Source organism: Novosphingobium arvoryzae (genome assembly GCF_014652615.1).
GTDB lineage: Bacteria > Pseudomonadota > Alphaproteobacteria > Sphingomonadales > Sphingomonadaceae > Novosphingobium > Novosphingobium arvoryzae.
This window is the reverse complement of sequence record NZ_BMZD01000004.1, coordinates 187402-210075: the sequence shown is the minus strand read 5'-3', so window position 1 is coordinate 210075 and position 22674 is coordinate 187402. Positions and strand designations below refer to the sequence as shown.

Sequence of the window (22674 nt, the reverse complement as noted above, 5' to 3'; positions counted from 1 at the left end):
CGAAACCGGCCTTAAGCTTCCCCCTGACCACGCGCCCCTTCGGGGGCATCCTGTGGCCACAACTAATAAGGGGGAGCGTTGCGTGAATCTTGTCACGATCGCGATAGTCTTGGGACTATTGGCCGTGGTCTACGGCTTTGTAACCAGCCGACAGGTGCTAGGGGCACCGGCCGGCAATGAGAAGATGCAGGAAATTGCCGGAGCGATCCAGGAAGGCGCCCAAGCCTACCTGCGCCGCCAGTACACCACGATCGGCATCGTCGGCGTGGTCGTGGCGGTAATCATCGCGGCAACCCTGGGCACCATTTCGGCAGTCGGCTTCGTTATCGGGGCGGTCCTTTCGGGTGTGGCCGGGTTCATCGGCATGAACATTTCGGTCCGGTCCAACGTCCGCACCGCCGCCGCCGCGCAAAGCGGGCTGCAGGCGGGTCTGACGCTGGCGTTCCGCGCGGGCGCGATCACCGGCATGCTGGTGGCGGGTCTGGCGCTGCTGGCGATTGCGGTGTTCTACTGGTACCTCACCGGCCCGGCTGGCTTCGCGGTGGGCGGCGATGACCGCACGGTGGTGGACGGGCTGGTTGCCCTCGCCTTCGGTGCATCGCTGATCTCGATCTTCGCGCGTCTCGGCGGCGGGATCTTCACCAAGGCCGCCGACGTCGGCGCCGACCTGGTCGGCAAGGTCGAGGCAGGCATCCCTGAAGACGATCCACGCAACCCGGCCGTGATCGCGGACAACGTGGGCGACAACGTCGGTGACTGCGCCGGCATGGCCGCCGACCTGTTCGAGACCTATGTGGTCACCGTTGGTGCCACGATGGTGCTGACCGCGCTGCTGCTGAAGGGGATTGGTGACGCTCTGGCACCGATGATGGCCCTGCCGCTGCTGATCGGCGGCGTCTGCATCGTGACTTCGATCATCGGCACCTATTTCGTCAAGCTGGGTTCCAGCAACAACATCATGGGCGCGATGTACAAGGGCTTCCTGGTCACCGCCGTCCTTTCGGTCGGGGCGATCTGGTGGGCCATCGGCCATGCCCTTGGCGGCATGGAAACCGCGATGTCCTATACGGTGCTGGGCGATACTGTGACCTTCACCGGGCGCACGCTGTTCTACTGCTCGCTGCTGGGTCTGGTCATCACCGGCCTGATCATCTGGATCACCGAATACTACACTGGCACCAACTATCGTCCGGTCCGTTCGATCGCCAAGTCGTCGGAAACCGGGCACGGCACCAACGTCATCCAGGGCCTGGCCATCAGCCTGGAATCAACCGCACTGCCGACGCTGGTGATCTGCGCGGGCATCGTCATCGCCTATCAGCTCGCAGGCCTGATCGGGATTGCCTATGCGGCAACCGCGATGCTGGCGCTGGCCGGCATGGTCGTGGCGCTCGACGCATACGGTCCGGTAACCGACAATGCCGGCGGCATTGCCGAAATGGCCGGCCTCGACGATTCGGTCCGCGAAAAGACCGATGCGCTCGACGCCGTGGGCAACACCACCAAGGCCGTTACCAAGGGCTATGCGATCGGTTCGGCGGGCCTCGCCGCGCTGGTGCTGTTCGCAGCCTACACTACCGACCTTCGGGAATTCTTCCCGAATCTCGAGGTCAGCTTCAGCCTTGAGAATCCCTACGTGATCGTCGGCCTGCTGCTTGGCGCTCTGCTCCCGTACCTGTTCGGTGCGATGGGCATGACCGCCGTGGGGCGCGCCGCGGGTGACGTGGTGATCGACGTGCGCAACCAGTTCCGCGACAATCCGGGGATCATGGCCGGGACCAGCCGTCCCGACTATGCCCGCACCGTGGACCTGGTGACCAAGGCAGCGATCAAGGAAATGATCGTTCCCTCGCTGCTGCCGGTGCTGGCGCCGATCGTGGTCTACTTCGTGATCGCGGCGGTGGCCGGTGAAGCCAACGGCTTTGCCGCACTGGGCGCGCTGCTGCTGGGCGTTATCGTCGGTGGCCTGTTCGTCGCAATCTCGATGACCTCGGGTGGCGGCGCATGGGACAACGCGAAGAAGTACATCGAGGACGGCAATCACGGCGGCAAGGGCAGCGAAGCCCACAAGGCTGCAGTGACCGGTGACACGGTCGGCGATCCTTACAAGGATACCGCCGGTCCGGCCGTCAACCCGATGATCAAGATCACCAACATCGTCGCGCTGCTGCTGCTCGCGGCGCTGGCCGGGGCACACTGACCCAGCCTTCAACGTGGTGAATGCAGACCCCGTCCGGAGCAATCCGGGCGGGGTTTTGCTTTTGGGGGCAAGTGCTTGCGCCCCATTGCGCATGGCGCACCTTGCGGTAATCTCGGGTCATTGAACCGCCACGCCTGCCGTGGCCGACGGGAGGTTGTTTGCCGTGAATTTCAAGACATCGCTGCTTGCTGGAAGCCTGACCGCACTGGGACTGGCGCTGGCTGCACCCGCGCTGGCGCAGACCACGCCGGGAGAGCCGGTAACGACCAAAGTACCGCTCTCGACCCTCGCCGAACTGCCCGCCATGTCGACCTTGCGTCTGTCGCCTGATGGCACAAAGGCAGCCGTCACGCTGGGCGGCGGGAACGACTATGCCTATGCCATTCTCGACCTCGTCAACGGCGGCAAGCCCAAGGTGTTCGCAACGGCGGAAACCTACAAGGAGGCTGGCCAGCGTTCAGTCCAGTCGTATCGGTGGGCCACGGATCGGTACCTGTTGATCACGCTGGGTTCACGTGAAAACATTCAGGGTCAGCGCGTGGACCTGCGCCGGATCGCCGCCTACGATGTCGAAACCGGGGCGATCACGCCGATTGCCTGGCGCGATTCCACGGCCGACGCAGGGGCCATCCTCTTTATCGACAAGGACAAGGCCCGGATTCTGCTGGCCCGGCAAGTCGATACCGGCAACACGGAGCTGATGTTCCGCTACCGGGTGGAATGGGTCGATCTTGCGACTGGCAAGACGCTGGAGATTGTCCAGCAGCCCAACCCCGTGGTTGGCGGCTGGGCGGCTGATGGCAAGGGTGTGGTGCGCTGGGGCGGCGCTGCCGACCGGGATTCAGGAGAGCAGCGCTCGCTCTACCGGTCCAAGGCCGGCGACCCGATCACGACCGTGCAAAAGGTGGTCGACACCAACTTCACCGGATCCGGCATCGACCCGATCGTGTTCCTCGATCAGCCTGACATGGCCATCGTCTCGAGCAACCACGAAGGGTATACCGCGATCTACAAGGCGAACCTCAAGACGATGACCATCGTCGGCAAGGTGTTCTCGGCGCCGGATGGCTACGACGCCTCATCGGCAATTGCCAACAAACGGGAAAATGGCATCGTCGGTTTCACCTACGCCACCGACCGGCCGCGCCAGAAGTTCGTCGACGCCAAACTCAAGGCCGTGCATGGCTTTCTGGAGGAAAGCTTTGGTGCCGGCAATGCCACCATTGTCTCCACCAACGAAGACGACACCAAGCTGATCGTTGCGCTCGCCCGGCCCAACCAGTTGAACGCGTTCTACCTCTATGATGTCGCCTCGGGGCAGATGCAGCTGATCGGGTATGAGAACAACCAGATCAAGGACGGGCTCATGAACCCGGTCGAGGCGATCCGCTACAAGGCCAGCGACGGCCTGGAGATCGAAGCCGTCGTAACCCGCCCCCGCCTGCGCGCCGGACAAGCGAAGTTGCCGGTCGTCGTGCTTACCCACGGTGGACCTTACGGGGTGCGCGACTACGCAGAATACGATCAGTGGGCTCAGTCCATTGCGGAACAGGGCTATGTCGTGATCCAGCCCAACTATCGGGGATCAGGCGGCTACGGCACGGAGTTCGTCAAGAAGGGCCGTCAGGACGGATTCGGCACCCGGATGCAGGATGACCTGAACGATGTGATCGACCACCTGGCCGCGAAGGGAGAGATCGATCCCAACCGCGCCTGCATGATGGGCTGGTCCTATGGCGGCTATGCATCCGCCCGGGCTGCGCAGCGCGACCCCCAGCGATGGAAATGCACCATCGCGGGCGCGGGCGTGTATGATCTGCCGATGATGCGCGATTACGACAAGGCCTACCTTGGATCCTTCGGCGCGAACTATCTGGCCAAGGGGGCCAATTCGCTGGCTGACGTATCGCCTGCCCTGCAGACGAAGACCAAATGGTCGCCGATCCTAGTGGTTCACGGCGTGCGCGACCCGCGCGTTCCGATCGCCCAAGGGCGCACGCTGGTTTCCCGCCTGCGCAGTGCCGGCAAGCAGGAAGGCGTTGAATTCGCTTACATCGAGCAGCCCAAAAACGGCCACTATGGCATCTTCTTCACCAAGGAAGAGCGGATCGAGTGGCTTGGCGGGGCGGCAGCCTGGATGGACCGCTACAATCCGGCCTATATCCCCAGCGATGCGGACTACGCCAAGAAGCCCGCAGCTGATCCGGCGATAACCGGAATGGCCCAGCGCCTGTTTACGACGACTTCGGCCAAGTAGGCTGCCACGCGTTAGCCATTCCTTGGCATTTCAACGCTAAAGCCCCTTGCGGCGGCACTCGTTCCGCCGCTGCAAGGGGACTCCATCGTGGCCACTCAGGCCTTGCGCGCGCCGTCGGTCGATCCGCAGCCTCGTGCTGCGACCTCCGCCCTGCCCGCCACGACGATCCGAACCGCGATCTGGCCGGGCATGGAGGACACCGACGCCCGGGCCGCATGGGACGCGCTCAGCGAGCGCGCAATTGAACCAAATCCATTTTTTGAAAGCTGGTATCTGCTCCCGGCCTTGCGGGCGCTGAACCCCGACAATGTGTTCCTGCTCTGCGCAGAACAGGATGGTCAACTGATCGGCCTGCTCCCGCTTTGCAAGGACGCCCGCTACTATGGCCGGCCTATCCCGCATCTGGGCAGCTGGCTTCACCCGAATTGCTTCCTCGGCGCTCCCCTGGTCCTGGCCGGGCAGGAGCGGCCGTTCTGGCACGCCTTGCTGGATTGGGCGGACCGTCAGAGTGGAAGCAGTCTGTTTCTCCATCTCGCCCAGTTGCCGCTCGACAGCCCGCTCACCACCGCTCTTGGCGAGGTACTGGCCGAACAGGACCGCTTTGCCGCGCTCGTCCACCGCGAGGAGCGCGCGATGCTGGCGTCGGATCTCTCCCCGGAGGCTTATCTCGAAGCGGCCATGTCGGGGAAAAAGCGCAAGGAACTGCGCCGCCAGTTTACCCGCCTGTCCGAACTGGGCCAGGTCCGGTTCGAACGACGCACAGACGCCGACGGTCTTGAAAAGTGGATCGAGGATTTCCTGGCGCTGGAACATTCCGGCTGGAAAGGCAGCGCCGGATCGGCCCTCGCATCGCACCAGGCGACCACGCAGTTGTTTCGCGAAGCCCTGGCCGGAGCGACTGCGCATAACCGGCTGGAGCGGCTGACCCTGACCCTGGACGGAGATCCGCTTGCCATGCTGGTCAGCTTTCTCTCGCCGCCCGGTGCGTTCAGCTACAAGACCGCGTTTGACGAACGGTTTGCCCGCTTCTCTCCCGGCGTGCTGCTGCAGCGCGAGAACCTGGCGATGCTGGATCATACGGTCGTGCGCTGGACCGACAGCTGTGCCGCCGCCGATCATCCCATGATCGACCACATATGGCGCGAACGCCGCGCCATCGGTCGGATCTCGATCGCCATTGGCGGCCCAATCCGCCGCTTTGCCTTTCGCCTGATCGCCAAGGCCGAACTCGGCCGCAATCCCGCTGGACTGAAGCCATGACCGTATTCTCACCAACCGACAGGGCCGCCTTCGCTGCAAACTATCCGGAAGTGCCGCACAAGCTGGAGCATCGCCTTGGGCGTCATCCGTTGCTTGAGCTCGACGCACTGGCCAAGCTGGCGGAGGCGCTGCCGGAAAGCTCGATAGAATACAACAAGGCAGACCTTCCGCTCGGGATCGATGGCAAGCCCGACCCCACCGGCATTCCGATTGGCGAGACCATCCGCCGGATCGAGCAGACCGGCAGCTGGGCCGCACTCAAGAATATCGAGCAGGTGCCGGAATATGCCGCGTTGCTGGCTGATCTGCTGGCAGAGATCCAGCCGGAGATCGAGGCCAAGACCGGACGTATGCTCAAGACCCAGGCTTTTGTGTTCATCACCTCCCCGGGCGGTGTCACGCCCTATCACTTCGATCCGGAGCACAACATCCTGCTGCAGATCCGGGGAAGCAAGGTGATGACCCAGTTTCCGGCCGGTGATGCCATCTACGCCCCTGACGAAGTCCACGAAACCTATCACACCGGCGGAGGCCGGGAACTGGTCTGGCGCGATGAGTTACTTGCCGGCGGACGGGAATTCGCGCTGTCACCCGGAGACGCCCTGTTCGTGCCGGTGATGGCTCCGCACTTCGTCCGCAACGGGCCGGAGCCGTCCGTTTCGCTGTCCATCACCTGGCGGTCCGAATGGAGCTTTGCCGAAGCGGATGCACGGGCATTCAATGCAGTCCTGCGCCGGATCGGGCTGAAGCCGCAAAGCACCGGACGCTGGCCACACGGCAACCGCGCCAAGGCGCTGGGTTGGCGTGTGATACGCAAGCTGCGCGGGCAGGCCTGATTACCGCGGCAGTTGACGTCCTCGGCCAAGCACCGCAAGGGGTTTGTCCATGGAACAGGCAACTCCCACCCCCGAAGAACTCGTCCGCTGGCTGGTCAAGCTGCTGGATGTGAAGCCCGGCGAAGAAGGCCATTACGCAGGTCGCCGCAAGCGCGGCGGCGTTGGCCGCGTGTTTGGCGGACAGGTGATCGCCCAGGCCCTCGCTGCGGCAGAACGGACGGTTGCCGACGATCGCCCGGTGCATTCGCTCCACGCCTACTTCCTGCGCGGCGGCAGCGAGGATCACGAAATTGACTTCAAGGTCGAACGGGACCTCGATGGCGGAAGCTTCTCGAACCGCCGGGTCGTTGCCAGCCAGCAGGGCACGCCCATCCTGAACCTGGTCGCCTCGTTTCATCGGCGCGAACCGGGCGTGCACCATCAGGATGCGATGCCCGAAGTGCCTCGCCCCGAGGACTTGCCGAGCGAGGCCGAATTGCGGCGCGAGTTCCTGCACCTGGTGCCAGAAGACAAGCGAGCGCAGATGATCGCCCCTCGCCCGATCGAACTGCGCCCGGTCGAAAAGCGCCACTGGATGGGCGCGGAGCCCAGTGCGCCCCGCAGCCACACCTGGTTCCGGGCCTGTGCGGCGCTGCCGGACGATCCCAAGATTCATCGCGCCGTCCTGGCCTACGCCAGCGACATGTCGCTGCTCGGCACCTGCACCCTGCCCCATGGCCTGTCGTGGACCGTTGGCAACGTAATGGGCGTCAGCCTGGACCATGCCGTCTGGTTCCATGACGATTTCCGGGCGGACGAGTGGCTGCTCTATGCGACCGACAGCCCGTGGGCGGGCGGAGCGCGGGGCATGAACCGTGGGCGGATCTACGCCGCCGATGGTCGCCTGATCGCGGAAACCGCGCAGGAAGGTTTGATCCGCGAGATCAAGCCCAAGGCCTGATCCGCATCATCCCCCCGGATGATAGAAATCATAGACCGTCTGCGCCACTGCCGCGCTGACGCCGGGCGCGCGCTGGAGGTCTTCCAGTGCGGCGGCGCGCACTTTGCTGGCAGTGCCAAAATGCAGCAAAAGTGCGCGTTTGCGTGCCGGGCCGATGCCGGGAATCTCGTCCAGCGGACTGGCGGTAATCGCACGGCTTCGCTTGTCACGATGCGCGCCGATGACGAAGCGGTGCACTTCATCGCGCAGGCGCTGGAGGTGGAACAGCAGGGGTGAATTGACCGGTAGCATCTTTTCCCGGCCGTCGGGGAAGTGGAACACTTCGCGCCCCTCGCGCCCATGATTGGGGCCCTTGGCGATGGCGATGAGAGGCACATCCTCGATCCCGAGCTCCTCCAAGGTGTCCCTGACGGCACTCATCTGGCCCTTGCCGCCGTCAATCAGGACCAGATCGGGCCACAGCCCGCCGTCCCGGTCCGGATCCTCGTCCTGCGCCCGGGCAAACCTGCGCTCCATGACCTCGCGCATCATCGCAAAGTCATCGCCCGCCGCTTCGGGGCGCTTGATGTTCCACTTGCGGTATTGGCCCTTGATGAACCCTTCCGGACCGGCAACCACCATCGCCCCGACGGCGTTCGCGCCCTGGATATGGCTGTTGTCGTAAACCTCGATCCGCTGCGGCGGTTCGGCCAGTTCGAGAAATTCGGCCAATTCGCGGTTCAGCGTCGCCTTGCTGCCGCTCTCGGCCTGCCGCCGCTCCAGGGCTTCGACCGCATTGCGTTCGGCCTGCGCCATCAGACGGCGGCGGTCGCCGCGCTGCGGCACGGAAATCTCTACCCTGCCCCCGGCCGCACCGGCCAGCGCCTCGGCCAGCAGGTCCGCCTCCGGCAAGGCGCGGTCGACCAGGATCGTGCGTGGCGGGGGCACTTCCTCATAGAACTGGGCGAGGAAGCTGGTCAGCACCTCGGCCTCGTCCAGTCCATCGGTGTGGCTGGGGAAGAACGCCCGGTGACCCCAGTTCTGTCCGCCCCGGATGAAGAACGCCTGCACCCCAAACTGACCATTCACGCGGGCGATCGCAAAGACGTCGGCATTGCCCACACCCTCGGCATTGACCGCCTGGCTGCCCTGGATGAAGGTCGCCGCCCGCAGCCGGTCGCGCAGCATGGCCGCGCGTTCGAAGTCCAGCGCCTCGGCCGCCTCCTGCATCTGCGCCTCGATCTTCTTCTGCACGGCCGAACTCTTGCCGCCGAGGAAGTCCTTCGCCTCGCCCACCAGTTCGGCATAGGCCGCCGTGTCGATCCGCCCGACGCATGGGGCTGAACACCGCTTGATCTGGTACAGCAGGCACGGGCGATCGCGGCGGCTGAAAAAGCTGTCGGTGCAGCTGCGCAACAGGAACAGCTTTTGCAGCGCGTTGATCGTGGTGTTGACGCTGCCGGCGCTGGCAAACGGACCGTAATAGTTGCCCTTCGCCTTTCGCGCGCCGCGATGCTTGGTGATCCGCGGAAATTCATGATCGGCGCGCAACAGGATGAATGGAAAGCTTTTATCGTCGCGCAATAGCACATTGTAGGGCGGGCGGTAACGCTTGATCAGTTGCGCTTCGAGCAGCAGCGCCTCCGCCTCGGAATTGGTGGTGACAATCACCATCGAGCGGGTCTGGCTGACCATCCGCTTGATCCGCAGCGGCAGCCGCTCGACCTGGGTATAGTTCGTCACCCGGTTCTTCAGCGCCCGCGCCTTGCCGACGTAGAGCACGTCGCCGCGTGCATCGAGCATGCGGTACACGCCCGGACGGGGCTTCAACGTTGCCACCACTTCCCGGATCGCGGCCAGACCAGCCTCAAGGTCGGGCTGGCTGCCGGTCATGGTGTACGTCGCCCGGTCCTCGTTGAAGCGGTCGCTGTCTTGCCGGTCAGGAGGCGTGGGATTGCGGGGCATCACCGCCAGATAGGCGCTAGCCGCGCCGCGTTAAAGCAGGTTGTCGCCCGCTTTCCCCGATTGGATCGCAGCGGGCTTGTCCCTGCCCCCGCTTGTGTTAGCCATGATGCCATGACCACGCGCCATCTTGTTGACCCTTCGCTGCTGCCCCTGCTCGATCTGATGCCGTCGCGCGCTTTCACCACGGAAGCACTGCCGCAGATTCGCATCGAATCCGAAGCCCGTTTCGCCTTTCTGGGCGAACCGGCGCTGCGACCGGAGGTCAAGGTGATCGAGGGACCGGGCGGTCCGCTGGAGATCTACTGGTATGATCCATCGCCCGGCACGGCCAGCCGCCCGGCCCTGCTCCACGTTCACGGCGGCGGCATGATCATCGGATCGGCGCGGTCGATGCGGCATGGCCCGGCCGGGATGGCCGCGGCGCTGGGCATGCCAGTGGCATCGGTTGAATATCGGCTGGCGCCGGAGCATCCCTTCCCCGCCCCCCAGCAGGATTGCCTGGCCGCGCTGCACTGGCTGGCGGGGAATGCCAAGGCGCTGGGCGTCGATCCCGACCGGATCGGGATCACGGGTGAAAGCGCCGGGGGCGGTCTGGCTGCGGCCACTGCGCTGATCGCGCGTGACACCGCCGGGCCGAAGCTTGCCGGACAGTTCCTGACCTATCCGATGCTCGATCACCGCACCGGCGGCCCGGATTGCCCCTTTCGCAACCCCATGACCGGAGAATTCGTCTGGACGCGTCCGTCGAACGTGTTCGGCTGGGCGGCGCTGCGCGGCGATTACGAGGCCAGCGACGCGCGCAAGGGCTGGTTCTCCCCCGCGCTCGCCGATGACCTGCGCGGCCTGCCGCCCACCTGGATCGGCACCGGCAGCCTGGACCTGTTCCTGGACGAAAACCTGGAATATGCCCGCCGCCTGACCGCAGCCGGCGTGCCGGTCGAACTGCACAGCTATCCCGGCGCGGTCCACGCCTTCAACGCCGTGCCGGACAGTCACCTGGCGAAAAGCTATTCGCGCGACCTGCTCTCCGCGATCGCCCGCATGCTTTAGCAACAAGCCGGGCCGCACGCCTCGCAGCGCGCGGCCCGGCTGTTTTACGCCAGTACCCGGTCAGATGGCACGGCCACCGATGTTGACGTTGCGGATGCGGCCATCGCCGTCGACCGTGCAACTGAACGTATTGCCGCCGGTGGCCCGGCCTTCAACCCGCCAGCCATCGCCCTCGCGCGAGACACTCTCGACCGAGTCGATGCGCGTATCACCGCGCGACACTTCGTCGCGGCACCGGTTGACCGCACTGTCGATCCCGGTGCCTTCGCGCCATTCCGGTCGGTCGTCCGCACCGTAGTTCCCGCTGCCGCCCGGCCGGTAGCCATCGTCAGGATAGCGCGGCTCCGGCTCGACCGGGCGCTGTTCCTTCTTCGCCTTGCTCGCCGCGCTGGCAATCGCGGCGATGGCGCCAATGATCAGCACACCCGCGAAGATGTCACCCGCATCGACCCGGTCATGCCGGTAATGGCGACCCCAGTTCCCGCCGCCCCAGCGATCACGCGCCAGAGCAGGCGTGGCCGCGATTGAAAATGTCGCAACGGCCGCCAGCGTGGCAGCAATACGTGAAACCCTGCGTCCCATGTGCAAGACCCTCCGACGGTACCCCGGCCCATGCCAGGGACTCACGGCCGTCCGTATAAATACAGTGCAGCTAGGCGGTTCAGGCTTTCCACTGCCTGAACCGCCCTGCATGGCGATGGATTACAGCCCGCGAATGCCGCTGTAGTCGATATCGACCACCCGGCCCCGCTCGACCCGGCACTTGAACGAGCCGCTGTCATAGCCTCTCAGGCCGGCATTCCACCCGCGGTAGTCCCAGCCCCAGCCCCGGCCATAATTGCCGTCGCTCGCACGCCAGCCGCGGCCCATGCTGTTGACGGCAATCCGGCCCTTCACTTCATAGCCGAAGCGCGTTTCGCGAACCTGGCGAATGTCGGTCACGTCGGCCCGGCCATAGCTGTACCGGCTGGCATTGCGTTCGGTGGCATAGACGCACTGTTCGATCGCCCGGCGCGGGCTGCCGCCCCAGCCGTAATCGCGGTCATATCCGGCGCGGCCATAGCGATAGCCGCCGTGGCGATAATCGTCATAGCGATCACCCCGCCCGGTCGATGCGGCCACGGCGGCAATCCCGCCGATCACCAGGGCGCCGGCAATGATCTCGCCCGCGCTGACACCATCGCGATCACGATGGTCGCGGCTGTCGGCAAAGGCCGGAGCGGCCGAGGACACGGCCATCGCGCCCGCCGCGATGGTGCCGACAAGTGCTTTGGACATGGTCTTCATGGCATTCATCCTGCTTCAGGCCGGGCGGGATAGCCCGGCGTTGAGGATGTTCTACCGATTCGGCCGTGGCGTGAGCCTGAACTGGCCCGACAGCCAATGTTCAGGTTTCACGCCACTTTCATGAATGATTATTCGGGAACGGACAGGCCGCTCCACTGCGCCAGAAACGCCAGGATGTCGGCCCCTTCTTCCACCACCTTGTCCGTCGGCTTGCCCGAACCGTGGCCCGCGCGGGTTTCGATGCGGATCAGGTGCGGCTTCGTCCCCGCCTTGGCCGCCTGCAGCGCCGCAATGTACTTGAACGAATGCCCCGGCACCACGCGGTCGTCCGTATCTGCGGTGGTGACCAGCATGGCCGGGTAATTCACGCCCACCTTGATGTTGTGATACGGCGAATAGGCCCGCAGAACGCGGAAGTCGGCCTCCTTGCCGGGGTAGCCATAATCGTCGACCCAGTATCGGCCCGCGGTGAACCGGTCGAACCGCAGCATGTCCATCACGCCAACGGCGGCATTGCCCGCCGCGAACAGGTCGGGCCGCTGGTTGACCACTGCCCCCACCAGCAGCCCGCCATTGGAACCACCCTGCACGGTCAGCCCACCCTTGGGCGTGATCCCTTGCGCGATCAGGTATTCACCGGCGGCGATGAAATCGTCGAACACGTTCTGCTTGTTCGCCAGTCGCCCGGCGTCATGCCAGGCCTTGCCGTATTCGCCGCCACCGCGCAGGTTGGCCATGGCGAACACCCCGCCCGCTTCCAGCCAGGCCATCCGCACCGCCGAGAAGGACGGCGTCAGGGCAACATCGAACCCGCCATAGCCATAGAGCAGGGTCGGCGCGGGCTGATTGGCATCGACCAGCCCCTTCTTGCGCACGATGAACATCGGCACGCGCGTGCCATCCCTGGAGGTATAGAAGCGCTGCTCAACCGCGTAACTGTCCGGCGCGAAGGTCAGCTTCGGCAGAGCGAACGGCGTGCTCTCTCCGGTGTTGCTGTCGAACCGGTAGATCGCGCTGGGCTGGTTGAAGCTGGAGAAGGCGTAAAACGTTTCCGGATCGCCGGGACGACCGGTAAACCCGCTGGCCTTGCCAATGGCATTCAGCACGATTTGCCGCACCGGCTTGCCATCCAGAGAAACGACTTCCGCCGTCGAAGCCGCGTCGCGGAGATACGACAGGATCAACCGGTTGCCGACGATCTGCGCCCGGTCCAACGTCTCCGCCCGCTCAGGAATGACTTCCGAAAAGGTGAACCCGGCGCCATCGGACGCGGGGGCGGCCGAAAGGTCGACTTTCACCACCTTCAGCTTCGGCGCATCCTTGTTGGTTGCGAAATACAGCGTGTCGCCCAGCCCCTCGACCAGTCGCCACTCGTGGTTCAGGCCCGGGACCAGGGCATGCACCGCCCAGCTGCGCTTGCCACCTTTGGCAACAGCAGCCCGCGCGCCCAGCAGTTTCTGCCCGGCCAGCGGCACAACGTGCAGTTCATACTTCGCATCGGTCCCGCGCGAGGTGGAAATCACCACCCAGCGGTTGTCGGCCGTGACATCGGCAAAGTGGCCCAGTTCCGGTCGATCCGGCGTAGCGTAGACCAGCTCATCCGCTGACTGCGGCGTGCCGATCCGGTGGAAGTAGATCGCCTGATTCTTGTTCAGCGACTGGAATTCCTGCCCCGGCTGCGGAAAGCGGGAATAGAGGAACCCTTCGCTACCAACCCACGCGATCCCCGTGAACTTCGCCCACTTGATCTCATCGCTCAGCACCTTGCCGGTCTTGACGTCGATGACCTTGATCGTGCGCCAATCCGATCCGCCGTCCTGGATCGAATAGGCCAGCAACTTGCCGTCATGCGATGGCACCCAGGCGTCCAGCGCGGTCGCCCCGTCCTTGGCCCAGGTGTTCGGATCGATCAGCAGGCGCGCCGCGCCGTTCAGGCCCGTCCGGACGAACAGCTGAGACTGGTTCTGCAGCCCGCTGTTGCGGGTGTAGAAATAGGACTTCCCGGCTTTCTGCGGCAACCCGAACCGTTCGTAATCGGTCAGCGCCCTGATCCGCTGCGCGAACCAGCCCCGCTGCGGCAAGGTCTTGAGATAGGCCTGCGTCAGCGCGTTCTGACGCTCCACCCAATCGGCCACTTCCTTGTCGGTGCGAACATCGTTTTCCAGCCAGCGATAGGGATCGGCAATCGCCTCGCCAAACTGGGTTTCAACCAGATCCTGCTTGCGCGTGTCGGGATATTGCAGGGCTGGCACGGATTCAGCTGACACATGGGCGGCAGTGGACAACAGGGCGGCCCCGATCAGGGCGCTGGACACGCGGTGCATCAAGTAACTCTCCAAACGCAAAAAGCGGCCGCAGGGCTAAGGCCTGCGACCGCTTTTTCAATCCGTGGATCGACGAACACCACAGGGTGCCCGTCGGTTATCCGCTTATTCGTCGTCGGCGGTGAACACCGGACCCGAATCCTGGCCCTTGGCCGAGGTGTCGCGGTCAACCAGTTCGATCACGGCCATCGGCGCCGCGTCCGAAGCGCGGATGCCGGCCTTGATCACGCGGGTGTAACCACCGGCGCGGTCAGCGTAGCGCGCAGCCAGAACGTCGAACAGCTTCACCAGCTGGGCATCGTCCAACAGGCGGGTGTGGGCCAGACGGCGGTTCGACAGGCCACCATGCTTCGCCAGCGTGATCAGCTTTTCCACATAGGGACGCAGTTCACGGGCCTTGGGCAGGGTCGTGGTGATCTGCTCGTGCTTGATCAGCGCGGCCGCCATGTTGCGGAACATCGCCTTGCGGTGCGACGAGGTGCGGTTGAGCTTACGCCCACCAAGCTTATGACGCATAATTCATTCCTTCGTTCGTAGGGGGCCCGTGCGAGGTAGCCCGATCCTGGCAGCACTTGCGGTAGCTGCCGGTACCGTGATGCGACGAGGCACCCGCAGGTGCCCCGCCCAATCGCTTAGCCGAGCAGCTCTTGTTCGAGCTTCTTGGCCATTTCTTCGATGTTTTCCGGCGGCCAGCCAGGGATGTCCATGCCGAGGCGCAGACCCATCGAGCTCAGGACTTCCTTGATCTCGTTGAGCGACTTGCGGCCGAAGTTCGGCGTGCGGAGCATCTCGGCCTCGGTCTTCTGGACCAGGTCGCCGATGTAGATGATGTTGTCGTTCTTGAGGCAGTTGGCCGAACGGACCGACAGTTCCAGCTCGTCGACCTTCTTGAGCAGGTAACGGTTGAGCTGGTTGGTATCGCCTTCTTCGGCGGCCGGAACAGCAACGCCGATCATCGGCGAACCGCCCACCGGCAGGGCATCTTCGAAGTGGACGAACAGCGCCAGCTGGTCCTGCAGGATGCGCGCGGCATACGCCACGGCATCTTCCGGGGTCACCGTGCCGTCGGTTTCGACGGTCAGGCTCAGCTTGTCGTAGTCCAGTTCCTGGCCGATACGGGCGTTGTCGACCTTGTACGAAACCTGGCGCACCGGCGAATACAGCGAATCGACCGGGATCAGGCCGATCGGCGCATCGACCGGACGGTTCGACACGGCCGGGACATAGCCCTTGCCGGTGTCGGCGGTCAGTTCCATGTTCAGCGTCGCACCTTCGTCGAGGTGGCAGATCACGAGGTCCTTATTCATGACCTCGATGTCGCCGGTCACGGCGATGTCACCGGCGGTCACTTCGCCGGGGCCGGTCGCGGACAGCTGCAGACGCTTCGGGCCTTCGCCCTGCATGCGCAGAGCGATCTGCTTCACGTTCAGCACGATGTCGGTCACGTCTTCGCGCACACCGGCCAACGACGAAAATTCGTGCAGCACGTTCTCGATCTTGATCGACGTGATCGCGGCGCCCTGCAGCGACGAGAGCAGCACGCGACGAAGTGCGTTGCCAAGGGTCAGACCGAAACCGCGCTCGAGCGGTTCCGCAACGAACACGGCGCGCCGCTTGGGGTCGTGGCCCGGCTTCACCTCGAGGGCGTTGGGCTTCTTAAGTTCCTGCCAGTTCTTGATGTTGACAGTCATAGACTTCCCCTAGGGTATTGTTCTGGCGGGAAAGGCCGCTGCCCCTTGCGGGACCGCGGCCGTTCCGAAAGCGCGGCGGCGCATGGCACCGCCGCGTTGGACTCGATCAGACGCGGCGACGCTTCGACGGGCGCACGCCGTTGTGCGGGATCGGCGTCACGTCGCGGATCGACGTGATGGTGAAGCCCACAGCCTGCAGCGCACGAAGGGCGCTTTCACGGCCCGAACCGGGGCCCTTCACTTCGACTTCGAGAGTGCGCACGCCGTGCTCGGCGGCCTTCTTGCCGGCGTCGTCAGCAGCCACCTGGGCGGCGTACGGGGTCGACTTGCGGCTGCCCTTGAAGCCCATCATGCCGGCCGAGGACCAGCTGATGGCGTTGCCCTGGGCATCGGTGATGGTGATCATGGTATTGTTGAAGCTGGCATTCACGTGGGCGATGCCGCTCGTGATGTTCTTCCGCTCGCGGCGCTTAATGCGCTGGGGTTCGCGTGCCATATGGAATTCCTGTCAGGTATCGGGAGAAGGGAAAGCATTCAGTCAGACAGACTGAAACTTACTTCTTCTTGCCAGCGATGGGCTTGGCCTTGCCCTTGCGGGTACGGGCGTTCGTGTGAGTGCGCTGACCGCGGACCGGCAGGCCCTTGCGGTGACGCAGGCCGCGATAGCAGGCCAGGTCCATCAGGCGCTTGATGTTCATCGCGGTTTCACGACGCAGGTCACCCTCAACGGTGTGATCGGCATCGATCGTTTCGCGGATGTGCAGCACTTCCTGGTCCGACAGATCCTGCACCCGGCGGGTGTGATCGATACCCAGCTTGTCGGCGATCTGCTTCGCCTTGTGCGCGCCAATACCGTGAATATAGGTGAGCGCGATGATAACGCGCTTGTTGGTGGGGATGTTTACCCCGGCAATACGAGCCACTTAGTTCTCCATGCTCCACAGGGAACGACGGACGCCGCCCCTATCTCAACGCTTCACTGCGATTAAACGGCAAAAAGCCCGGTTGGCGCGCACGATTGCTGACGCTTGCCGGACTGACCCGCCTTTATCGAGTGAGAGGCGCGCTTAGGGCGATTCGCGACCAGTGTCAACGCCGACTACATGCAGCGCGGAGCAAGGGCCTGCCCCGCCCTTCTTGCCCGGACCGTCAACCACAGTTCGGCGCCGCGCGGTCAAGCGTCAGTTCACCGGCGCCGCGGCTTCCTTGCCGTCAGCGAACCGGGCGCCGAGGCGCTGCACCTGTTCGCCCAGAACGCGATCGACCACCGGTGCGATGTCGGCCATCTTCATGCGCATGTAACCACCGACGACGTAGTTCCAGACCACGGTCGTGCCACCATCCGATCCCGGCTTGAGCGTGATCGTCAAGGTTGCGTGAACGGCTTCACCCTGAAGCGGCCCCAGACCGCCGGTCATCCTCAGCACCCCGCGAACGGGATCCGCATAGACGATATGGGCATGCTCAATGCTGCCCATGCGCTGCCCGGATGGCGCACCTTCGGGCACCGGCAGCTTCTCGCAGAAACAGCCGGTCGCCTGGGGATCGAGGTAGAGATTGGCGGCATCGCCCGAATAGGTGTGATCGCCCGACCACCAGCGGTTCACTGCGACCAGTTCCTGCCAGACTTCACGCGGCGCAGCCGTAACCGAAACCTCGTTCCGGCTGACGAACCCGTTGTCCGACAGACCGCTCACTTCCGCCTGCGCGGGCACGGCGCCCAGCGCCAACGCCGCAAGAACAATCGAGAGTTTCCGCATTTGCCAGCCCCCAAGGTTGGAACCCTGCCGGAACCGGCAGGGAATTACCCGGCGATAACGCGTTCGATCGCAGCCGTCACGTGATCCATTTCGGCCATGCCGTTGACCCGGGTAACGATGCCGCGCGCATCGTAGATCGGCAGGATCGGCGCGGTCTTGGCCCGATACTCGGCCATGCGGGTGCGAACCGTTTCCTCGTTGTCGTCGGGACGGCGCTTGAATTCGGTGCTGCCGCACTTGTCGCAGACACCCAGTTGGCGAGGCTGTTCGAACTTGTCGTGATAGCCCTTGCCGCAGTTGGCGCAGGTGAAGCGGCCGGTGATGCGCTCAACCAGGGCGTCCTCGTTAACGTCCAGTTCGATCACATGGTCGAGCTTGCGCCCGCGCGAAGCCAGGATCGCATCCAGCGATTCAGCCTGGGCCGCCGTTCGCGGATACCCGTCGAAGATCGCGCCGACACCAGCGCCCATCGCATCGAGTTCGTCACCGATCAGCGCCGAGACGATCTCGTCCGAGACGAGCTCCCCGCGCTCCATCACCGCCTTGGCCTGAAGGCCGACCGGCGTGCCGGCCTTGACCGCCGCGCGCAGCATGTCACCGGTCGAAAGCTGGCGCATGCCGTGCGTTTCGACCAGTCGCTGGGCCTGGGTGCCCTTGCCGGCTCCCGGCGGTCCGAGCAGGATGATGTTCACTGTGACGGTCCCCTCTGTTTGCAGCGTCCAGCAGTGCGCCTCAGCGCATGCGGCCCTTCAGCTTCGCCTTCTTGATCAAATCGCCGTACTGGTGTGCCAGCAGGTGTGACTGGATCTGCGTGATCGTGTCGACCGTGACGTTCACCACGATCAGCAGGCTCGTCCCGCCCAGGAACATCATGTTGATGCCGGTCTGCGCAATCCAGTATTCCGGCACGACGCAGACGATCGTGAGATAGATCGCGCCAATCACCGTGATGCGGGTGAGCACATAGTCCAGATAGTTGGCCGTGTTCTTGCCGGGACGGATGCCCGGAATGAACCCGCCGTTGCGCTTCAGGTTCTCCGACGTTTCTTCCGGGTTGAAGACAACCGCGGTGTAGAAGAAGCAGAAGAAGATGATCCCGATGGCATAGAGCAGCATGTACAGCGGCTTGCCGTGCGCCAGGTACTGGTTGAGGTTGATGATGAACGACCCCATCGCCGTATCGGGCGAAACGGAATTCCCGGCAAACTGGCTGATGGTCAGCGGCAGCAGCAGCAGCGAGCTGGCGAAGATCGGGGGGATCACGCCCGACGTGTTGAGCTTCAGCGGCAGGTGACTGCGGTCCGCCTGCATCATGCCCTTCTGGCTGGCACGCTTGGGATACTGAATCAGCAGGCGGCGGGTCGCGCGCTCCATGAAGCAGATCATCAGCACCATGATCACCAGCATCAGGACCAGCGCCGCGATGGTGAAGCCGCCGATGGCGCCGGTGCGGCCGCCTTCGAACAGGTTGGCGATGAACGTCGGCATCTGCGCGACGATCCCGGCCATGATGATCAGCGACGTGCCGTTGCCAATGCCACGGCTGGTGATCTGTTCGCCCAGCCACAGCAGGAACATCGTGCCCCCGATCAGGCTGATGACCGCGCCGACCTTGAACATCAGGCCGGGGTTGACCACGGCCTGCAGCCCGCTCGACGCACCATAGGCTTCAAGGCCGGAAGCCACGAACCAGCCCTGCACAGCCGTCAGCAGCACCGCGCCATAGCGGGTGTACTGGTTCAGCTTCTTGCGGCCACTTTCGCCTTCTTTCTTCAGCGCGGCGAGCGCCGGGTGGAGTGCGGCGGCCAGCTGGACCACGATCGACGCGGTAATGTAGGGCATGACGCCCAGGGCGATCAGGCTCATACGTTCCAGGCTGCCGCCCGAGAACGTGTTGAACAGATCAAGGATCCCGCCACGGGTCTGATCGTACAGCGTCTCCAGAACCAGCGGGTTCACGCCGGGAAGCGGCACGAAGCTAAGGAAACGGAACACGATCAGGGCACCGATCGTGAACCAGATGCGGTTCTTCAGTTCGGTTGCCTTGGAGAAGTTGGCGAGACTCATGTTGCTCGCGATATTGTCGGCGCGTGATGCCATCGACCGTCTAAGCCTTGCTGGGGCGCGGGTGTGTTACCCTGCTAACCGCGTGTGTTATCGAGACGCCCATATAGTGCGCGCGCCGGGATGCAAGAACCCCCTTGTGCAAAAGAGTCCCCGCCGGGGCGGAGACTCTCTTTCACGCTTGCGCGAATTGATCGGAATCCCCCGTGTTGACGAGGGACATCCGGATTATTCTGCGGCGACCTTGGCAGCCGGCACTTCGACCGAACCGCCAGCCTTTTCCACGGCTTCCCGCGCGCCCTTCGACACGCCGGCCACCACGAAGCTGGCCTTGACCGAAAATTCGCCCTTGCCGAGCAGACGCACGCCGTCCTTGCCGCCGCGCGCCAGGCCAGCAGCCTTCAGCGCCGCGTGGTCGATCGGCGAACCGGCATCGAGCTTGCCCGCTTCGATCGCCTTCTGGATCAGGCCGAGGTTCACTTCGGCATAGTCCTTGGCGAAGATGTTGTTGAAGCCGCGCTTCGGAATGCGCATGTGCAGCGGCATCTGGCCGCCTTCGAAGCCATTCACGGAAACGCCCGAACGCGCCTTCGCACCCTTCTGGCCGCGGCCAGCGGTCTTGCCCTTGCCGGAGCCGATACCACGGCCCACGCGCATGCGGCCCTTGCGGGCACCGGCATTGTCACGGATGTCATTCAGTTTCATAAGTTGCACTCGCTTTCGCTTTTGTCGCGCTGATAGGAGCGGCGCCCTTAGGCGAAGGCCGCAAGGTTGTCACCCCTTTTTGCATTGCCGCTCAGCTCACCGCCCCGGCACGCGCCGCAATCCCGCGCCGCACGGCTTCGATCCGCACATCGACAAACCGCACCACGACCCACGCCAGAGCGCAGGTTACCAGCAATGTGGCCAGTGTCAGCAGATCGGCGTTGTCCTTGAACACCGGCAGAACGCCCAGCATCGCAAAGACGAGCAGATGACCAAGATAGACCGGGAACGACAGCTCTCCCACTGCCCGGTCGGTACTCGAGTGCTGGCTCCAGCCATGAATGGCCGGCAGCCCCACCGCAATCAGCGCAAGCAAGGCCAGGCGCGGCAAAGTGAAGAACGAATCTTCCGGCACACCCGCCGCCCACCTCGGCCACGTCAGGATCGCCAAGGGCACGGCGACCGCAAGCAGCCGCGCGGCCTTGCCCTGCCACAGCAACCGATCAGACGCCCACGCCTTGTAGGACAGCACCCCGGCAAGAAACAGCGCCAGCTCAAACGGAAAGAACCGATAGCTCCACGGATCCCCCGTCAGCCCACCCCAGGCCGCGAGTGCTCGCAACAGCAGCGACGCGGCCATGACCACGGCAATGACCCTCGCCGGTCGGCGCGCAATGAACGGAGCCAGGGCATAGAAGGTCAGCTCAAGGCTCAGCGACCAGGCCATCGGGATCATCATGTAGTTGATGACCTCTCCCGCCCCGCTGCCGAGAAACTGGTTCGTCCAGACCAGACCGCCATTCTCGATCCGCAACCACAACGGCAGCTCCTGCCCAACCGCGGTAACGTTCAGCAAGCCCAGCGCGATCCGCTCGCCCAACCCGATCCGGTCATCACCGTAGATGCCCAGCGGCGAATCGCCCCCTTGCCACTCCACCAGCGCGAAGACAGTCAGGTGCAACGCCAGGAACAGGTAATACATCGCGAAGATCCGAATGAGCCGATTGGCGTAAAACGCGCGGTTCAAGGCCAGCCGATCATAGCGCTCGTTGAGCACCAGCCCCATGTAGAAACCGGAGATGATAAAGAAACACTGCACGGCGATGGCCCCGCCGGTCATCGCATATCCGCCCAGTCCGCCGGTATGCTCGAACAGCACGATCGCGGCGAGCAGCAGGCGCAACCAGCCCATCAGCCGCGCCCCGGCTCTGCCCATGCGCGCAAACGCTCCCGCATGGGCCGCTCGAACCACACGAAACTGACCCGCGCAACGATCAGCACCGCCAAGAGCCAGACCGGAAGAAACCAGCCCTGCGCGGTAAACTCGGCCGGATGGCCATCGGGCAGGATCACCAGCATCAGCGCCAACTGCATCGGCACGTGCCACAGGTAGATGCCATAAGTGCAGTCCCCCAGCCATCCACTCGCGCGGCGAACGCCATGCGGAGCCCGACCCTCGAGCGCGGCCAGCACTAAAAGGGCTGCACTGGACAGGGCGGGAATCGCAACGATCTCCCGCGCCGCACCACTCCCCTGCTCCAGCGCGGCCCAGCCCAGAATGGCGAAAGCCAGCGCGGTAACTGACCGCCACGCCGGAGGCCGTGCATCCAGGCATGCGTGCAAGCGGAACAACGCGGTCCCGATGAAGAAATAGTACGCGCAATTGGGAATGCGCGAAATCTCCGACCACAGATTGCCCAACAGGCACAGCGCGATGACCGCCAGCAATCCTCCCGCCCCGAATGTCCGCAGCGCACCCCGCCCGGCCCAGAACAGCGCGTAGACCACGACTTCAACCGACACCGACCAGATCGGGCCATTGAACGATTGCCCGGAACCAACCAGCCAATCGGAAGCCAGGAACAACTGCAGGAAGAAGTGCCACCAATCGTAATTGTCGTACAACAGCGTGTGCCCGACGCGGCTCAAAGCGACAAACTGCAGCACAGCAACGACCAGCAAAGTCAGGAAATGTAGCGGATAGAGCCGGGCAAAGCGGTTCACCACGAATTCGCGCGTGGTCGCTTCTCTCCCGAAGTACACGGCGGCAAACACGAAGCCGGAAATCATCCAGAACAACTGGACGGCGTAAAACCCCCAATCATACAGGATCGCGAACGCAGCGCGGGCTGGCTGATAGTCGAGGTACTCGAAATAGCGTTCATGATCGGTGCCGATCATGGCGAAGTGCATGTAATGGTAAAACAGCACCGCCACGGCCGCGAAGCCGCGCAATCCGTCAATCAGCGTCAACCGGGGCGCCGCCGCTGGTTTCAAACGTTCTGACGTCAGCTCCACCCGGTCGGCCCCCAACAAACGCATTGCCTGTCTGCCTATGTCGGCATGGTTAACATTG

20 protein-coding genes are annotated in these 22674 nt (G+C 64.1%); 6 read left to right on the top strand and 14 right to left on the bottom strand.

The features are described from left to right. Positions 1–82 precede the first annotated feature (82 nt). From IE113_RS10370 to IE113_RS10350, 5 genes are all read left to right on the top strand, one after another. Positions 83–2200 carry a sodium-translocating pyrophosphatase gene (locus IE113_RS10370; protein WP_189541128.1) on the top strand — a complete coding sequence of 706 codons (2118 nt, stop codon included), beginning with the start codon at positions 83–85 and terminating at the stop codon, positions 2198–2200. Between the two features lie 163 nt (positions 2201–2363). Next, on the top strand, positions 2364–4457 hold the full coding sequence (locus tag IE113_RS10365; RefSeq protein WP_189541126.1) for an alpha/beta hydrolase family protein: 2094 nt from the start codon (positions 2364–2366) through the stop codon (positions 4455–4457). An 87-nt stretch (positions 4458–4544) separates the two neighbouring features. Beyond that, on the top strand, positions 4545–5717 hold the full coding sequence (locus IE113_RS10360; protein ID WP_229822274.1) for a GNAT family N-acetyltransferase: 1173 nt from the start codon (positions 4545–4547) through the stop codon (positions 5715–5717). Beyond that, complete coding sequence (locus IE113_RS10355) at positions 5714–6553, top strand: cupin domain-containing protein (protein ID WP_189541124.1); 840 nt, start codon at positions 5714–5716, stop codon at positions 6551–6553. The genes IE113_RS10360 and IE113_RS10355 overlap by 4 nt, the downstream gene beginning before the upstream one ends. A 49-nt stretch (positions 6554–6602) precedes the next feature. Continuing rightward, a complete protein-coding gene (locus IE113_RS10350; protein WP_189541122.1) occupies positions 6603–7493 on the top strand; it encodes an acyl-CoA thioesterase in 891 nt (296 codons plus the stop codon). 6 nt (positions 7494–7499) lie between these two features. On the opposite strand, the gene uvrC is transcribed toward IE113_RS10350, so the two are convergent. Beyond that, positions 7500–9437 carry an excinuclease ABC subunit UvrC gene (gene uvrC, locus IE113_RS10345; protein ID WP_189541120.1) on the bottom strand — a complete coding sequence of 646 codons (1938 nt, stop codon included), beginning with the start codon at positions 9435–9437 and terminating at the stop codon, positions 7500–7502. Between the two features lie 111 nt (positions 9438–9548). On the opposite strand from uvrC, the gene IE113_RS10340 reads away from it, so the two are divergent. Continuing rightward, on the top strand, positions 9549–10487 hold the full coding sequence (locus tag IE113_RS10340) for an alpha/beta hydrolase (RefSeq protein WP_189541118.1): 939 nt from the start codon (positions 9549–9551) through the stop codon (positions 10485–10487). A 60-nt stretch (positions 10488–10547) separates the two neighbouring features. On the opposite strand, the gene IE113_RS10335 is transcribed toward IE113_RS10340, so the two are convergent. The 13 genes from IE113_RS10335 to IE113_RS10275 all read right to left on the bottom strand — a co-directional run bounded on the left by IE113_RS10335 (position 10548) and on the right by IE113_RS10275 (position 22640). Then, positions 10548–11069: a hypothetical protein gene (locus IE113_RS10335; RefSeq protein WP_189541115.1), complete on the bottom strand. Its 522-nt coding sequence runs from the start codon at positions 11067–11069 to the stop codon at positions 10548–10550. A 120-nt stretch (positions 11070–11189) separates the two neighbouring features. Continuing rightward, positions 11190–11774 carry a hypothetical protein gene (locus IE113_RS10330; RefSeq protein ID WP_189541113.1) on the bottom strand — a complete coding sequence of 195 codons (585 nt, stop codon included), beginning with the start codon at positions 11772–11774 and terminating at the stop codon, positions 11190–11192. Between the two features lie 128 nt (positions 11775–11902). Then, positions 11903–14098 carry a prolyl oligopeptidase family serine peptidase gene (locus tag IE113_RS10325; RefSeq protein ID WP_189541111.1) on the bottom strand — a complete coding sequence of 732 codons (2196 nt, stop codon included), beginning with the start codon at positions 14096–14098 and terminating at the stop codon, positions 11903–11905. 105 nt (positions 14099–14203) lie between these two features. After that, positions 14204–14614 (bottom strand): 50S ribosomal protein L17, encoded by a 411-nt coding sequence (rplQ, locus tag IE113_RS10320; RefSeq protein WP_189541109.1) that lies wholly within the window; start codon positions 14612–14614, stop codon positions 14204–14206. 116 nt (positions 14615–14730) lie between these two features. Continuing rightward, the gene (locus IE113_RS10315) at positions 14731–15789 is read right to left on the bottom strand and encodes a DNA-directed RNA polymerase subunit alpha (RefSeq protein WP_189541107.1); all 1059 of its coding nucleotides are present in this window, start codon (positions 15787–15789) and stop codon (positions 14731–14733) included. Positions 15790–15895: 106 nt separating this feature from the next. Then, positions 15896–16285, bottom strand: coding sequence for a 30S ribosomal protein S11 (gene rpsK, locus IE113_RS10310; RefSeq protein ID WP_088307824.1), 390 nt, complete (start codon positions 16283–16285; stop codon positions 15896–15898). 58 nt (positions 16286–16343) lie between these two features. Then, a complete protein-coding gene (rpsM, locus tag IE113_RS10305) occupies positions 16344–16712 on the bottom strand; it encodes a 30S ribosomal protein S13 (protein ID WP_088307822.1) in 369 nt (122 codons plus the stop codon). Positions 16713–16970: 258 nt separating this feature from the next. Further along, a complete protein-coding gene (locus IE113_RS10300) occupies positions 16971–17519 on the bottom strand; it encodes an ATPase (protein ID WP_229822272.1) in 549 nt (182 codons plus the stop codon). A 74-nt stretch (positions 17520–17593) separates the two neighbouring features. Then, on the bottom strand, positions 17594–18241 hold the full coding sequence (locus IE113_RS10295; protein WP_189541103.1) for an adenylate kinase: 648 nt from the start codon (positions 18239–18241) through the stop codon (positions 17594–17596). Between the two features lie 40 nt (positions 18242–18281). Further along, positions 18282–19649 (bottom strand): preprotein translocase subunit SecY, encoded by a 1368-nt coding sequence (gene secY, locus IE113_RS10290; protein WP_189541100.1) that lies wholly within the window; start codon positions 19647–19649, stop codon positions 18282–18284. 192 nt (positions 19650–19841) lie between these two features. After that, positions 19842–20318 carry a 50S ribosomal protein L15 gene (gene rplO, locus IE113_RS10285; protein ID WP_189541098.1) on the bottom strand — a complete coding sequence of 159 codons (477 nt, stop codon included), beginning with the start codon at positions 20316–20318 and terminating at the stop codon, positions 19842–19844. A 91-nt stretch (positions 20319–20409) separates the two neighbouring features. Further along, entirely contained in the window at positions 20410–21534 is a 1125-nt protein-coding gene (locus IE113_RS10280; RefSeq protein ID WP_189541096.1) for an acyltransferase family protein, read from the bottom strand. Further along, complete coding sequence (locus IE113_RS10275; RefSeq protein WP_189541094.1) at positions 21510–22640, bottom strand: acyltransferase family protein; 1131 nt, start codon at positions 22638–22640, stop codon at positions 21510–21512. Before IE113_RS10275 ends, IE113_RS10280 begins: the two co-directional genes overlap by 25 nt. Between the last annotated feature and the right edge of the window lie 34 nt (positions 22641–22674).